Source organism: Microbacterium sp. SORGH_AS_0888 (genome assembly GCF_030818905.1).
Taxonomy (GTDB): domain Bacteria; phylum Actinomycetota; class Actinomycetes; order Actinomycetales; family Microbacteriaceae; genus Microbacterium.
On sequence record NZ_JAUTAZ010000001.1, the window covers coordinates 1,185,145 to 1,200,415 of the forward strand.

The following is a 15,271-nucleotide window of genomic DNA, read 5'->3' on the forward strand; positions in this document are numbered from 1 at the left end:
CGTCACTTCGGTCTGAGCTGGAGGTAGCCGGCGACGACGACGGATGCCCCGGCGCTCGTGAGCGCCTGGGAGACGGCCGACTGGGTGATGCCTTCCTGCTGGGCGAGCCGGCGCTGCGGATGGCCGAGGCAGCGCCCGTAGACGAGACGCCGCGTGCGTGCGCTCATCGCGGTGACGAGCTCGTCGCGCGCCCAGACGTAGGCGTTGGCCAGGCGCACCGCATCCCGGATCGGCTCGTCCGCGCCCGGCGCGGCGGCGATCCAGGTGCGTGCGTGCGGCATGGCGCGCACCTGTCGCGCGTGAAGGGCGTCGATGGCCTCGCGCGCCGCCCACCATCCGGGGCCTTCCGCGATGTCGCCGGATGCCGAGGGCACGGTGCCGATCTCGCCCACCCCGATCCCGAAGCGGCAGTCCACCCCGTCGGGGAGAGCGAGACGCAGCAGCAAGACGGCGGCGAGTCCCGCCTCGAGCGTGGGGTACACACCCTGGAGCTCGTCGCCCACGGTAGCCGTCAACGGGCGAACGGCGCTCGGCGCGTCTGCTTCGACCCGGGCGACAGCCTGCTCGATCGCGGTCTGCGCGGCAGCGCGGTCCTCGAGTTCGCGGGAGCCGATGATGTCGGCGGTGATGGCGGCGACCATGTCGTCATGGTATCAGCTATTTACTTATATTTGGACTAAATTAGGCATTTACTGATATTTGCATCGTCGGCTATCCGAAACGCCCGTTGACATAGTCGTAGGTACGAGGGTCAATGGGCTCGCTGAACATGGCATCCGTGTCGCCGTGCTCCACGATGTGCCCGGGCTGGCCCTGCGAGGCCAGGAAGAACGCGCACTGCTGCGACACGCGCTGCGCCTGCTGCATGTTGTGGGTCACGATCACGATCGTGACCTCTCGCGCGAGCTCCCCCATCGTCTCCTCGATCACGCGCGTCGAGGTCGGGTCGAGAGCCGAGCACGGTTCATCCATCAACAGCACCCGAGGTCGCACCGCGAGCGAGCGAGCGATGCACAAACGCTGCTGCTGGCCGCCCGAGAGACCGCCTCCCGGCGCTCGGAGGCGATCTTTGAGCTCGTTCCACAGCCCGGCTTTGGTCAAGCAGGTCTCGACCAGGTGGTCCTTGCGGTCGCGGTCCGCCCGGATGCCGGTGAGGGCGAGCCCGGCGAGCACGTTGTCGTAGATCGACATCGCCGGGAAGGGGTTGGGCTTCTGGAAGACCATGCCGATCTTCTTACGGGCCTCGACCACCGGCAACGTCGCCTCATAGATGTCATCGCCGTCCAGCAGCACCTCCCCGGCGAGGGTCGCCGACGGCACCAGCTCGTGCATGCGGTTGAGGATGCGGAGAAAGGTCGACTTGCCACACCCCGACGGGCCGATGAGCGCCGTCACCTGACCAGCCGGCATCCGCAGCGACACGTCCTGCAACACCTGATGCTCGCCGAACCAGGCCGAGATCAGCCGTGCGTCCAGCGATGCTGGGTCAGAGGCGACACCGAGGCCAGCGAGACCGCCCGACGCGTCCACCTCAGGCGTCGCACGATGCTCGGCGTCCATGCTCGCGCTGCCCGTGAACACCACAGCCGACGCCGTCGGGTTCCCCGTGCCCTCGCGACGCCTCATCGCACGGCCGAGGAAGCGGTGGCCCTTCGGACGCTGCGCACGCCGCGACGAGGCGAGCGAGGGCTCCGAGGCGGAAGGAGGGACGACGCCGGGCATGGACTCGAAGGATGTCCCTAGGACGGGTTCGAACGGAGCCGTGAGGGGCACACCGGGTGCTTCCCACTCCGCCTGTGGTGGATACTCGGCTTCGGACCCGACCCTCGAGACCACCTCGGTGATGGTCTCATCGGCCGACTCATCCCGGTTCTGGGACATCGACATGGAAGCTCCGATTCAGATCAGGTTGGGAAGGAGGACCGCGACCTGGGACGAGGTCACCAGGCTCGCAAGCAGCAGGAGGGGCACGAAGACGATCCAGGTCTGGGGCCAGCCGAACCGGCGCAGGGACCAGATCGCGCCGATCTCCGCGGCGACCAGGAACTGCAGGGCGAACACCAACGCCCAGACAGTGCGAGTGTCGGTCGCCAGGGGTCTGTCCTCAGGCGGGAGCGAGACCCCGGTTGTCTGCCGCGCTCCTTGCGGCTGCGCCTTTCCGACGAGCTTCGCGTCCAGGTACTCCACACCCACCGGCGCGAGCGGGCCGCCGCGGGCGGTCATGAGGATGAGCCTGCTCTCGCCGGACGCGAGCGCGGCGGGCGCGGGGTCGCCCGCGTACCGCGTACCCATGACCTCGAAGACCTGCTCGCCCTGGCCGGTGATCACGCTGAAACGCTCGCCCGGCGTCAGTCCGCTGATCCCGCCGAACGGGCCGCCGTAGGCCAGCGCTCTTCCCATGACCACGCTCACTCCCGCCTGTCCGGGGAGCACCGAGTCCCTGCGGTGACCCGGACCTTTCATCAGCACCGCCGACGAGGTGCCTTCCACGACGACGTCGTAGAGGCCGATCGACGGAATGCTGAGCATCGCGACCGGCGCGCCGTCCGGGAGCAGTGTGTCTTCGAAGTCGCCCTCGCTGACGGGGGCGGTCCCGCTTCCGAGCTCCGCGGCGAAGCGATCCTCCAGCTGCTGCTGAGCAGCGCGGTACGACACGTGCCCGAAGACCAGGATCGACAGGAGGAACATCACCACGAGCGAGGCGAGGAGCAGCAGGATGCCGCGGGTCACGGCCTGCTGCTTCGTCAGGGGCGGTCTCGGTAACGCCGGCGGGCGCCGCGGCGGCCGCGGGGACCGACCCTGCGACGTGAGCGAGGGCGAGACGGCACCCGCGGGTGACCGGGACTCCGGGTCCCGAGTGTCAAGACTCATGCGTTGCTCGCCGCCGGGACCGTGGTGGCGCCCAGGACGCTGGCGGACAGCTTGCGCAGCACCACCGCGAGCGCCAGGAGCACCGCAACGATCGCGAGGAGCCACGGGAAGACGTAGACCACCGTCGCACGACTCACCGGCGCCGTCTTCTGCCCGCCGATCGTGTCGGGCGGATCGAGTGTCACCCGTCCGATGACGAACGGCCACTGACCGCTTCCCTGCAGCGTCGTGCCGACGACCCGCGTCTCTCCCGGCCTCAACGCCGAGACGTCCACGCGTGCGCCGTCGATGCGCTCTCCGTAGAACGTCGCGAGCGAGAAGTCCGACGTCGCATCGACGGTGTCGGTCGACAGGTTGCGCACCGTGAACCACAGCTCGGTCCTGCCCTCGAGGGGATTCAGCGTCGGCCGCGATGCGGCGTTCACATCGCTGAGGTACAGACCGCCCGCGATGACCATGTCGCCGGGCCCCGGCGTGTTCTGGGTCTGAGTGATGACGGAACTGGGCGCAGAGGCCGCCGCACCAGCGCCCGCGCCGCCGGACGCCGCGGGCGGGGGCGTCTTCGCGTGCGTCGGCAGGACCGGAACCCAGATCCCGACGCCGATGTCGGATCCGGGCTGTCCGTCGTCGGCCACCGCCGGGGCCACGACGGATGTCGCCGCCGCGAGGGCTACGGCGGCGGTCACCAACAGCCGCATCCAGACCCGCATCGCTCGCGTTCCCATCTCAGTCTCCCGAACGGGGGCCGCCGACCCGGGCGGGGGCGCGTTCCGCGGCGGCGGCACGACGCGCCTCCGCCTGCGTGAACGCCATCCATTCGGCTGCACGCATCTCGTCGCTGCGGCGGCGCCAGCGCCGGTAGAGGAAGAACCCCGCCACCAGGACGAGCACGCCGACGAGAACCCAGGGGATCGCCCAGACGCCGACCTCTCGGTCGACCTGCGGCGCGTCGGGGACCGCACCGGCAGCGCCCGTCTGATCGCCGCGCGAGTACAGGGACACGATGGGCGAGACGTACACGTACTGTCCCACCGGGCCGAGATCGTACGTGACCGTCCGGGAGGCGCCGGGGAGCATCTCGTCGAGGATCTCGAGCCTGCGTTCGGTGAGCTCGGAGCCGAAGAAGCTCTTCACCGCGAGCACGAGAGAGGGTGCGAGAGCGACGTTGCCCTGATTGGTGACGGTGAGCGTCACCGACGTCGTGCCGTCGAAGGGGTTCAGGCTCGGGTTGTAGGTCGCGGTCATCCCCGTGATGCTGAGGAGCGACTGCAGATCGCCGGCGACGCGCGTGTAGAGGCGGGTGCCTACGCGACGGTCGACGAGGATCTGGTTCGACGGCGACTGCGCCGAGACGATGAGGCCGCCGACGTGGTCGCCGGGTCGCGCGTTGTCGGGGACGGCGAGGGTGAAGCGCACGGGCCGGCTCTCGCCGGGGCCGAGGTCGAACTGCATCCGGGCAGACCCGTCCTCCAGCGCGATCCACGATCCCGCATCCGTGGGAGCGGCAGCAGAGTCCAGCAGGGCGAAGTCGCCGTCTTCTGTGTTGAACGCATCGGTCGCGTACACCGTGACCCGCTGCGGCGTCGTGCCGGTGTTCTCCACGAGGTAGCAGTCGGTCACCACCTGGCCGGGCTCTGCCTGGTAGGTGAAGCGCGAGCGGCCGTCGGCTTGCCCGGCGTCACCGCACGGCGCGCCGGCGATCGACTCCGTCTCGTCCGCATGGGCGGGATCGGGCGGCATCACCCCCAGGGCGAACGCGCTCAGCACGGCCGTCACCAGCGCGATCGAGAGGAAGCGCGCGCGAAGAAGGCCCGTTCGGGGGCGGGTCGTGAACACGGACTATTTACTCCACATCGGGCTGTCCCGGATGCGTCCGAGACGTGAACTGCCGGCGACGCACGCACGGCGGGATGCCGTGCCCGGGCTGCGCCCGGGCACGGCCGACGGGGAGGGACGGCTGCACCTCCGCCCCTCCCCCAGGATCACTTCGAGACGACGGTGACCGTCATCGTCGAGGTGTAGGTGCCCGCCGGAGTGCCCACCGGAGCGGCCAGGGTCAGCGCAGCGTTCAGGTTGGTCACGCCGACACCGGCTCCTGCCGCCGCCTCGGCGAACTTGGCGGCGGTGGTCGAGCCGACGAGCGAGGCGACTGTCGTGACACCGGGTGCGGTCGAGCCGGACACGATGGCCGGGACGATCGACAGCGCGTTCGGATTGAACACGTTGCTGCCGCTCGCGAACTGGGCGACCGACGCGTTGACGGTCCAGCCCGGCTTCGCGGAGTAGCGCTTGTCGTTCACGGAGAAGGTGGGCAGCGTGCCGGTCGCGGTCGACTGACCATTGGCGATCGTCGCGCTCCCGAGCGCAGCGGTCGCGCCCGAGGGGACCGTCAGCGAGAGCGCGCCGTCGGGCGGCAGGACGACGGGCGCGCTCAGCGCGATGTCGCCCGTGGTGTCCGCCGCAGGCTGCGGCGCGATCGCGGTCGGGTAGTCGTACGTCCACGCGCCGCTGCCCGCGGTGATGTGGACGTGGACGAACGCGCCGAGACCGACGAACGTCACGCCGTTGTTCTTGGTGTACGCGATGCCCAGGCTGTAGTCGCCGCCGGCGGCCTTGACCGCGCCGAAGGTGCTGGCCGGGAACTGCGAGAGCTGGGCGGTCGGCTGGTAGGCGCGCTTGGTGCCGGGCTCGAAGCCGATGTCGACCTTGGACAGCCACTGCGAGATCGTCGACTCGCCACCGTAAGGGGCGATGAAGATGTACGTCGACGTCGCGTCGGACGGAGCATCGGCGAAACGCTGGTCGGGATCGGTCGGCGACGGGGCGGCGACGAGCCCGGAGGTGTACTCGAGCTGCGTGCCGGAGGGGACCACCGCGCCCGTGTCCAGCGAGTAGAGGAAGTAGGGCTCGGGCGTGCCATCGGGGGTCCAGTCGCCCACGGCGGCGTTGGCCGCCGTGGCGCTGAGACCAGCCGCACCGAGGCCCACCGAGACGGCGAGCACCGCGGCGGCGGCCTTCTTGAGGGAGATCTTCATGTCAGTTCTGTTCCTTATCCGATGCGGGATCACAGGGTGGCGAAGGCGTAGATGGGCGCCGTCGATGACGGGGCCAGGAAGCCGAACTTCTCCTTCACGCGGCGCGGCGAGCCGGACAGCGTGGCGGTGAAGTTGGTGAGGCTGGTTCCGAGGCTGGAGTTCACCAGCGCGGCCAGGGTGGGGTCGTACTTCGCATCGCCCGAGGTGATGCGCGCGCGCTCGACGACGAGATAGGTGTCGCGACCGAACGTGGTGTTCGCGTAGTAGGCCGAGTTGGGCACCGTCGAGGTGCCGGCGCCCGAGACCGGCGCCACGCCCGAGACAGGGCTGCCGAGGCTCACCGAGGCACCGCCCAGAGTGGACGGCGCGGCGCCGGTGGACTGGGCCGTCCAGCTCGCCACGGAGAAGGGGATGATCTGGTTCGCCCCGAGCACGGTGGCGTCGTTCTCCGCCGTCGTGTTGCCGCTGTCGAAGCCCGCAGGCAGGGCGGGGCTGCCGATCGCGGAGAGGAAGAACGAACGGGTTCCCGAGCCGACCTGCGGCAGACGCGGAGTGACCGCGACACCGTCGATCGAGGTGAGCGTGCCCTCGTAGACCTGCTTCAGCTGCGCGGGCGTGAGGTTGGCCCACGCCGAGGTGCCGCCCGTGTAGATGTAGGCGACCGCGTCACGGCCGAAGGGGATGTAGGCGAGCTTGCCGTCCGCGTTGGCGTTGCTGCCGGCACCGCTGGAGGACCGGGCGATGTCGATCTGACCGGTGATCGTCGCACCGTTCCACGCTGCCCCGGTGATGGAGGCACGCAGAGCGGTGACACCGTTGCCCGATCCCGAGGGGCGGAGGAAGTACGGACCCGTGGGCTTGGTCTGGATCATGCTGCCCGTGCCCGTGCTGGGGAAGGCATTGAAGGATCCGATGGTCTCGCCGGAAGCGGTCACGCGGACGCGCGGTCCGGTGATCGTGGTTCCGTTTGCGAGGGCGTTGGCCGCGTCCTGGAGCGTGTCCGAACCGACCATGACATAGCTGTTGGAGACGACGTCGGCGTTGGCCGAGCTCGCCACGATGCCACCGGCCACCATGACGCCGAGCGCCGCGGTGACAGCGGCGAACCGCTTGAACTTCATGAGCTTCTCTTTCTTTCGGGTTGGGAAGGTGCGTCGGAAGAGTCAGGGGCGGCGCAGACGGCCGACGAACGGAACGGCACCGGCCGCCGCCACGCCGGCGAGCACGCTGAGCGGCAGAGCACTCGAGAGCGGCCCGAGGTCGGGATCCGCCGGGGTCGATCCGGACGAGAGCGCCTTCGCGGATACGCCGGACGCGGCGGGGTCGGCGCGGGCCGCAGCGGGCGCCGGGGCCGCAGCGGCCGCCGCGGGCTTCGGGACCGCCGCGGCGGGCGCGCTCGCGGCTGCCGCGGCGGCAGCCGGTGGCGACGCCGCCGTCGGCGATCTTCTCGGACGCGTCCAGGGCCTGCATGCGCCAGCTCTGCGGCAGCGGCGCATAGCCGGCCGGCAGCTGCCCCTCCTGTGCGCCGGGCGTCTGGCCGTCGCTCACGGCGTAGTGCACGAACCGGCTATAGCCCTTGCGAACGCTGGCCGAGTTCACTGCGACGTTCGTCGCCGCGTACACCGGGATGGCGAGCGGATACGCGGACATCGCGTCCGCGGACGTCCGATCGGCGGCGGCGCGGGAGGATGCGTCGAAACTCACCACCTGCGGCTGTCCGGGGACCGGGGTCATCACCGCGGCGGCTGCGGACAGCGCGGCCGCCGTCGGCGTCACGTAGGAGCCGGCCGGGTTGCGCAGCGCCGCCGTCACTGTCGAGTAGCGACTCGCCGCGGAGGTGTCGGTCAGCGCGATCACGCTGCGCTCGCCCACGAGCTTGCGGGGGTTCTTCGTGTACCGCGGCGGCTGGGCGGTCGGGTCCCAGTCGCCCAACGTCACACCGTCACCCCGGAGGGTCAGGTACGCGCCCGACGCGAGGTCGGAGATGAACGGGCGCCAGGTGACGGAGTTGAGCGCCTGCGGCTGACCGGAGTACAGCTCGCTCGGATCGACCTTCGGGAAGTCCGAGCGCGGAAGGTCCAACGGAGAGCCGTTCGGGTTGACGGTGGCGTCAGTCGAGGCGTAAGGATTGACCTTCATCCCCCATTCGTCTGGCGTCCCGGACAGGAAGGCGCGGGCGTCGGCGTCGGCGAGGATGTACTTCCAGATCGCCTCGGCGTATCCGGAGCGCCCCTGCGTCACCATGAGATCCGAGACGGAGGCACTCACGATCGCCTGATCACGCCACACCGCGTCGTTGATGGCGAGGAAGTCGGGATCGAACAGCAGGTTCCGAGGATTGCCGGCGAGATACAGGGCGTTCGTCGGGAGCGAGCCCGTGTACGACGACGTGAGGAGCTTCGCCAGCAGCCGCGGCGTGAGGTTCATGGACGTCAGCGGCTGCCGTGCCCGAGCCTGCGCCTGGGCCGGCGCGTTCGAGGACGGGAACTGGTCGATGGCGAAAGTCACCGCTACGCCCGTGAGGGCGATCGGCGCATAGGTCAGGTTGTCCGTGGCACCGCCGCTCGTCTCGAGCGCGCCGGAGGTGAGGGCGAGCGGGGCGTCGGGCATCGTGTTCGCGGACGCCGCGGCGTCCGCATCCGTCGTCGTCAGCAGGGTGTAGGCGTTTCCGCCTGCCGCGCCGCACAGGGCGGGCTGCCAGGACGACACCGCGTCGGAAGCGAGCTCCGATCCCGCGAGCTGCTGCTCGACGGCGCCAATCGCGCAGTGCTCGCCCACGGGCTGGAAGTCGAGTCGTACGGCGAGTCGATGTTGCCAGACGTCTGCGAACAGCGGCGATCTGGTGTTGGTGCCCGAGCCCCGGGGAACGATGACGAGCCAGCAGGGCTTCCCCGTCCCCGAGGCGGCAGCGCCGCTCTCCGACGCGCCGCAGCCGAGCCCCGGCGCCTGCAGGGCGGTCTGGGTCTCGAAGGTGATCGATCCGGTGCCGTCCGCGGCGGAGCCCGCCCACGGGATCTCGTTCGTCGTGTACTTCGTGAAGAACTGGTTCGTGTTGAGGTCGACGCCGGCGATCTGCCTGCCCTGGGCGTCGACCTTCTCGATCACCGTGTTGGCCCCGGTGTCGGGATCGATCACGGCCGCCTTGAAGGGGATGCCGGTGTACGGGTGCTCGGATGCGCCGGTCGTGGTGTACAGCCGATCGGCGGGGTCGACGTCCGAAGGGCTGTCCCGGATGAGGTCTCGGGTCGCTCCCGGGGTTAGAAAGCCGCCGAACTGGCACGTCGTCCGGTCGGGTCCGAGCGTGCCGTCGGACATCTTGACGTTGCCCCAGCACTGCATGATCTGCAGGTAGCTCTCCCCACCCGTCTGACCGCTGGGGCGCGTAGAGCCGCCGGGGGCCCCGCTCCAGTCGATCGTGATCGCCTGAGCGAGCAGATTGCGGGTCTGCGACACCTTCACACGGAGATTCGGCATCGGAGAACTGGCCCAGTTCGGGTCCTGCCCGCTGTCGCGCGCCGCCACCGTGACCGCCGAGGAGTCGTCGGCGGAGGCACCCGTGGCCAGCGACACCGACGCGATGAACACCAGTCCGAACGCGGCCGCACCGGCGATCAGCGAACGCAGCCAAATGCGCCCTCGGCCTTGATGATTCACTGCTCGACACCCCAGTTCCGGCCGCTCCGGCAGCCTCGGGGCAAAGCTAGAGATCCGGTACGAATCGGCTATGTCCAGCCTGGGAACACCGGATTCGGGCAGACGGCCAGTGACCGAGCGGCGCGTGAACGACGGGTGACGCCGACGTCACCGCTTGGCACGACGCAGCAGCAGCGGCGGCAGGACGACGACGGCCAACAGCATGATGCCCGCGATCGCCATCCCGACCTGGGCCGGGCCCCACGCGTGGGAGGCGAGCGCGAACCGGGACGACGTCGCAGCGGCACCCGCTCCGGAACCGGAGACCAGGTTCCCGTTGGCGTCATAGACGGCGTCGCCGGTTCCCGCGGCTACGCCGGCCGCCGCGGTCGCGGTCGCGGCGGCCGCTTCGCCCCCTCCTGCACCGCCGGCGCCGTTTCCGCCGGCGGCCCCGTCGGGGGCCGCCCCGGTGTTCGTGCAGGTGTTGGCGTCGAAATCGCCCACGTTCGACCCCGGCACTCGCTTGATCTGGGCGAATGCCGCCGTGACGAGGTTCATCGGCAGCGGCGAGTAGCCGAGCGGCCCCGCCTGATCCTGGCCGTCGCAGAGGACGTACTTCAGGAACGCGCCCAGGGTGGCGCCCTTCTGCGCCGTGAAGATTCCGCCGGGAGCCGTGGGGACGATCATGTACGAGTAACTGGAGATGGGGTAGGACGAGGGATCCCCGTTGTTGTAGACGTCGTCGAGGATCTGCGTGAGGTAGTCCGGCGACGACGAGTCCTCGTTGATCCGAGCGCGGGTCAGCGCGATCGCGACGTTGGACGCCGTGGGCTGCACGTAGTTGCCGGCGGGGTTCTGCACGCTCACCACGGGGAACCCCGATTTCAGGGCGTAGGAGTACTCGACGTATGTGATCGAGCCTTCGCCGTACCCCTGCGCGACGTACCCCGAGACGCCGAGCGAGCCGCTCTGCGCCTTGGAGTTGGGCAGCCTGTTGGCCGGGAAGTACGAGGTCATGCCGTTCGGCAGGATCGAGGAGGAGACCGACGGGTACTGAGTCGACATCCACTTGGTGAACTGCGCCGTCGAGCCGGAGCCGTCGGAGCGCACGACCGGCGTGATCTGTTTCTCCGGCAGATCCAGACCGGGGTTCGCGCCCGTGATGGCCGGGTCGTTCCACTTCGTGATCTGGCCGGCGAAGATCCTGGCGATCGTCTCACCGGACAGCTGCAGGCTCGTCACCTGTTTGCCCGCGACCTTGACGTTGTACATGAGCGAGGTGCCGCCGGCCACGATCGGCAGGTAGGCGTAGCCGCGTGGCGGGTTCTCGGGAACCGGGTTGTCGGGAGTCGACTGCGTCTGGAACGGGATCTCGCTGATCGCGAAATCGACCGTGCCGTTGATGAAGTCGCTGCGTCCCGCCGACGAGCCGTTGCCGGAGTAGTTCACGGTCATGCCGTAGTTGCTGGCGACGTTGCGGCGCCACTGGTCGAGCGCATTCTGCGACCATGTCGAGCCGGAGCCGGCGATGGCGACGTAGGAGTCGGCGTGCGCCGGGACCGTGACACCCGTGACGACGCCCGCGAGCAGAAACGCGACGATGGCGCCACGGAGGATGCGATGGGGCCGACGGTTCACGGCTTCTCCTGCAGACGGGTCGTTTCCGGTATCGCCCGCGAGGGGCGCGAGGCGTCGTCGTCCCCCGACGCGGCGGTCCGCCGGACCATCCGCATCAGATCGTCCTGCGAACGGCGGGCCGCGCGACGTCGCTGGCCGTCGGAGAGGACGCCGGCGCCGCGTCCGCCGATGAGGCGGGCGACGACGAACAGGCTCAGCACCAGCAGGATCAGGACCGCAGCCGTCCCGAAGCCGCGGACGATCATGCTCGGCTCCGGCGACTGGACGAAGGTGAACACCTGCAGCGGCAAGGAGATCATGGGCCCGTTGAAGGGATCCGTGTTGATCTCGGCAGTCACCCCCGAGGTGAGGAGCACGGGCGAGGTCTCGCCGATCCCGCGGGCGGTTCCGAGGATGACCGCCGTCGCGAGTCCGGACCGCGAGGTCGGGAGGACGACCCGCCACACCGTCCGCCATCGCGACGACCCCAACGCGTAGGAGGCCTCGCGCAGCTGGTGCGGCACGAGACGCAGCACGACATCGGCCGAGCGGATGATGATCGGCAGCATCATGACCGTGATCGCCAGCGAGGCGGCGAAGCCGGAGCGCTGATGGGTCACGAGCGTGACGATCGCGGCGTAGACGAACAGGCCAGCCACGATCGAGGGGAGCGCCGTCATCGCGTCCGAGATGGTGCGCACGAAACGCGCGAACCGACCGCCGATCTCGTTGAGGAACACCGCGGTCGTGATGCCCAGCGGCACCGTGATGGCCAGGGCGATGGAGATCTGGATGAGCGTTCCCACGATCGCGTGCGCGATACCGCCCACATCGAGCGGATCGAGCGGACCGGCCAGCCGCATGGTCTGGACGAAGAAGCTGACGTTCGACAGCGCGGGCACCCCGCGGAGCAGGGTATAGGCGACGACGAAGGCCAAGACCAGGATGACGACGCCGCCGGCGCTGTACAGCAGGACGGTGACCACACGATCGAGCACCGCCTTGGCATCTGCCCGGAGCGAGACGAGCACGGCGTAGACGACGATGAACACGAGGAATGCCACCGCGATCCAGCCGATCACGCCGGTCATCGGTGTCAGCCACCCGAACAGCAAGGTCGCGACCGCTGCGGCGGCGAGCAGGGCGCCGACGACGTTGAACCCGTCCTCGAGGGCCGCTCTGCCGGGGCGACGCCGCTCGGGCCTGGGCCCTTCGACGGGAGCGGGCGTCGTCGTGCGGACGGAGTCAGACCGTACGGCCTGCCGCGGCGACGTGGACTCATCGATCATCGTCATCCGTTGCTCTCCGCCCCGGAACGCGAACGAGCGACGATGGATGACGCGCTGAAGTTGATCACGAGCGTGATGAGGAACAGCGCGAGTCCGGCCGCCATGAGGGCCGACAGCCCGAACTCGTTGGACTCGCCGTAACGGAGCGCGATGAGAGCCGACACCGAGTTGGTTCCGGTCTTCAGGACCTGCCAGTTGATCGTGAAGATCGGGGAGATGATCATGTACACCGCGATGGTCTCGCCGAGCGCTCGTCCGAGACCGAGCATCATGCCCCCGATCACACCGCCGCGTCCGAATGGCAGGACGACCGTGCGGATCATCCCCCAGCGCGTGGACCCGAGCGCGAGCGCGCCCTCGCGCTCCCCGACGGGTGCCTGTGAGAACGCCTCCCGCATGATGGAGGTCTGAGTGGGCAGCACCATGAGAGCGACGACCATGCCCGCGATGAGGGCGGAGGAGGTGAACGCGCTCGCATCCGTGAGCCGGGTGCCGTCGTCGCCGGTCACGGCGAAGATCGGTACCCAGCCGACGTAGGTCGAGATCCACTGCGAGACCGGGATGACGTTGGCCTGAAGGAACTGCACGCCCCACAGTCCGAAGACGACGCTCGGGACCGCGGCCATCAGGTCGACGATCGTGATCATGGGGCGCTTGATCGCTTCCGGCAGTACCTCGCTGATGAGCAGAGCCGTTCCGACGGCGAGCGGGAACGAGAAGCCGAGTGCGACGACGGCGATCGTGACCGTGCCGAAGAGCACGGCGGCGATGCCGAACGAGTCCGACGCTCCCTGAACGGGCTCCCACTGCTGCGTCCACAGGAAGCTCGGACCGGCTGTGGCCAGCGCCTGTCCGCCGCGCGCGGTCAGGAAGATCCCCACGGCGAGCATGATGGCGACCGTCACGCCGCCGGCCGCGTAGCAGACGGTGCGGAACACGCGGTCCGAGAACACCGGCAACGACCGCAGGGAGCGCACGGGAGCCTGCGACGAACAGTCGGCGGGAGGGATCACCTCCGTCACGCTGTCGCTCACGCGTTCCTCCGCACTTCGGACACGCGGACGCATCCCCAGGGTTCGGATGTCAGCATCTCGGCGGCATCTGAACGCGAGATGCTGCACGGGTGTCTGCGCCGTGACCGGATGCGCCTGCGCAGGTGACGACGTCCGTTCACGGCGTGGCCGTCCCGCTCGGCGTCGGCGTGGCGGTACGGGAAGGACTGGCGGTCGGCGCCGGTGTGGGGGTCACGACAGGCGGCCTCGGCGGCGTCGAGAGCACGATGGTCGAGCCGATCGCGAGCACCTGCCCCGCGGCGACCGATGACGCCGTGACCGTGTCGGGCGTCCCTCCCCCGGTCTCGCTCACGACGGCGGCGAAGCCTGCCGCGGTCAGCGCAGCGGTGGCGTCGGCCACCGTCTGCCCCACCACGGGGGGCACCGCATTGCTTCCGGACGCGACCTGGAGCGCGACGCTCGAGCCCGCGGGGCGCGGGACGCCGGCGGCGGGCTCGGAGGAGATCACCGTGTCCGCCGCGAGCGCCGCGCTCACGCGGGTGATCGCCCCCGTCGTCAGCCCGTTCCGTGTCAGCTGCGACGTCGCGTCGGCGAGTGAGAGCCCGCTCAGCACCGGGACCGTCACCAGCGCGGCGGCGGTCGGCGTCGGCTCCCGGGACGCCGTGGGGCTGGGGAGCGCGAGGGACACGGATGCGGTGGGCACGGGCGAGGGAGCCGACCCCGCCGTCGCCGAGAGGGCGATCACCCCGACGATCGCCGCCGCACCCGTGATCGTCGCCGCCCAGATGGGCCAGCGTGACCCGCGCGTGCGCTCGTAGCCGGCCGGCGGCCCGGAGACCGGCGACGCGACCTCGGGCAGATTCGTGCGGTACACCCGGGTCAGGCCGGTCTCGGCGGGCGCCGGAGCGACAGGCGCCGTGACGGCGGACGCATCCGTCGTCGCACGCGGCAGCGCTGCCGCCATGGCTGCGGCGGAGGAGTATCGATCGCCCGGACGTTTCAGCATCGCGGTCGTGAGGACCCGATCCCAGTCGCGCCCGATGCGCCGGCGCCGGACCGATGGGACCGGCGGAGGCGCCGACAGGTGGGCGCGCACGATCTCCGCTGTGGTCCCGGAGAACGGTGCCTGACCGGTCACGGCGAAGTACAGCGTCGCGCCGGCCTGGTAGATGTCGCTCGCCTCGGTCACGGCCGCGCCGCTCAGCTGCTCCGGCGACGCGTACGGGGCACTCGCCACGACGCCGGCCGGCGCCGCGGTGTCGCTGAGCAAGGCGTCCGCACCGATCGTGCTGCGCCCGGGCACATCGGCGAGCCCGAAGTCGAGCAGTCGAACGCTGTCGCCGAAGCGGCCCACGTCCCCTCGCGCGTCAGGATCGAACATGACGTTCGCCGGGGTGAGGTCACGATGCACGACACCGCCCTCGTGCGCCGCCGCCAGCGCCGCCAGCAGACGGTCGGCCAGCGTGACGGCATCCGCCGTCGCGAGCGGACCCTGGGCGGCGACGTGGTCGGCGAGCGTCACGCCCCGGACGAGCTCCATCGCGATCCACACGACGGGCGGCCGCTGCTCGTCGGCGCCCGCGTCGTACACCTCGGCGAGCGCCGGGTGGGAGATCGACTGCGCCGCGCCGACCTCCTCGAAGAAGGCGTCCCAGACCCGCGGGTCGTCCGCGAGATGCGGGTGCAGCAGCTTCAGGGCGACCTCGTGGCCCCGCTGCTGGTCCCAGGCGGCGAAGACGGCCGCCGTGCCGCCGCTGCCGAGAAGACGACGGATGGCGAACCGGCCCGCCACCAGTCCGTCGATCACGACCGC

General features: G+C 70.1%; 11 protein-coding genes. All 11 read right to left on the reverse strand.

The window, feature by feature from the left end:
• Positions 1-2: 2 nt before the first annotated feature.
• Entirely contained in the window at positions 3-641 is a 639-nt protein-coding gene (locus QE381_RS05890) for a SatD family protein (protein ID WP_307216326.1), read from the reverse strand.
• Between the two features lie 70 nt (positions 642-711).
• Complete coding sequence (locus QE381_RS05895; protein WP_373426985.1) at positions 712-1,560, reverse strand: phosphate ABC transporter ATP-binding protein; 849 nt, start codon at positions 1,558-1,560, stop codon at positions 712-714.
• Positions 1,561-1,899: 339 nt separating this feature from the next.
• Complete coding sequence (locus QE381_RS05900) at positions 1,900-2,730, reverse strand: sortase (protein ID WP_307216328.1); 831 nt, start codon at positions 2,728-2,730, stop codon at positions 1,900-1,902.
• 137 nt (positions 2,731-2,867) lie between these two features.
• Complete coding sequence (locus QE381_RS05905) at positions 2,868-3,596, reverse strand: hypothetical protein (RefSeq protein WP_307216330.1); 729 nt, start codon at positions 3,594-3,596, stop codon at positions 2,868-2,870.
• 1 nt (position 3,597) lies between these two features.
• The gene (locus QE381_RS05910) at positions 3,598-4,707 is read right to left on the reverse strand and encodes a hypothetical protein (protein WP_307216332.1); all 1,110 of its coding nucleotides are present in this window, start codon (positions 4,705-4,707) and stop codon (positions 3,598-3,600) included.
• 146 nt (positions 4,708-4,853) lie between these two features.
• Positions 4,854-5,906 carry a hypothetical protein gene (locus QE381_RS05915; protein WP_307216334.1) on the reverse strand — a complete coding sequence of 351 codons (1,053 nt, stop codon included), beginning with the start codon at positions 5,904-5,906 and terminating at the stop codon, positions 4,854-4,856.
• Positions 5,907-5,935: 29 nt separating this feature from the next.
• A complete protein-coding gene (locus QE381_RS17815) occupies positions 5,936-6,778 on the reverse strand; it encodes a substrate-binding domain-containing protein (RefSeq protein WP_373426917.1) in 843 nt (280 codons plus the stop codon).
• Positions 6,779-9,707: 2,929 nt separating this feature from the next.
• The gene (gene pstS, locus QE381_RS05925; RefSeq protein ID WP_307216338.1) at positions 9,708-11,177 is read right to left on the reverse strand and encodes a phosphate ABC transporter substrate-binding protein PstS; all 1,470 of its coding nucleotides are present in this window, start codon (positions 11,175-11,177) and stop codon (positions 9,708-9,710) included.
• Entirely contained in the window at positions 11,174-12,451 is a 1,278-nt protein-coding gene (pstA, locus tag QE381_RS05930; RefSeq protein ID WP_307216340.1) for a phosphate ABC transporter permease PstA, read from the reverse strand. Before pstA ends, pstS begins: the two co-directional genes overlap by 4 nt.
• Positions 12,448-13,479 carry a phosphate ABC transporter permease subunit PstC gene (gene pstC / locus QE381_RS05935; RefSeq protein WP_307216342.1) on the reverse strand — a complete coding sequence of 344 codons (1,032 nt, stop codon included), beginning with the start codon at positions 13,477-13,479 and terminating at the stop codon, positions 12,448-12,450. The genes pstA and pstC overlap by 4 nt, the downstream gene beginning before the upstream one ends.
• Positions 13,480-13,615: 136 nt before the next feature.
• Entirely contained in the window at positions 13,616-15,265 is a 1,650-nt protein-coding gene (locus QE381_RS05940; protein ID WP_307216344.1) for a serine/threonine protein kinase, read from the reverse strand.
• Between the last annotated feature and the right edge of the window lie 6 nt (positions 15,266-15,271).

Coding starts and splice junctions, on each gene's coding strand:
- QE381_RS05890 (WP_307216326.1), bottom strand. CDS start 641: ATGGTCGCCGCCATCACCGCCGACATCATCGGCTCCCGCGAACTCGAG.
- QE381_RS05895 (WP_373426985.1), bottom strand. CDS start 1,560: ATGGACGCCGAGCATCGTGCGACGCCTGAGGTGGACGCGTCGGGCGGT.
- QE381_RS05905 (WP_307216330.1), bottom strand. CDS start 3,596: ATGGGAACGCGAGCGATGCGGGTCTGGATGCGGCTGTTGGTGACCGCC.
- QE381_RS05915 (WP_307216334.1), bottom strand. CDS start 5,906: ATGAAGATCTCCCTCAAGAAGGCCGCCGCCGCGGTGCTCGCCGTCTCG.
- QE381_RS17815 (WP_373426917.1), bottom strand. CDS start 6,778: ATGATCCAGACCAAGCCCACGGGTCCGTACTTCCTCCGCCCCTCGGGA.
- pstA (WP_307216340.1), bottom strand. CDS start 12,451: ATGACGATGATCGATGAGTCCACGTCGCCGCGGCAGGCCGTACGGTCT.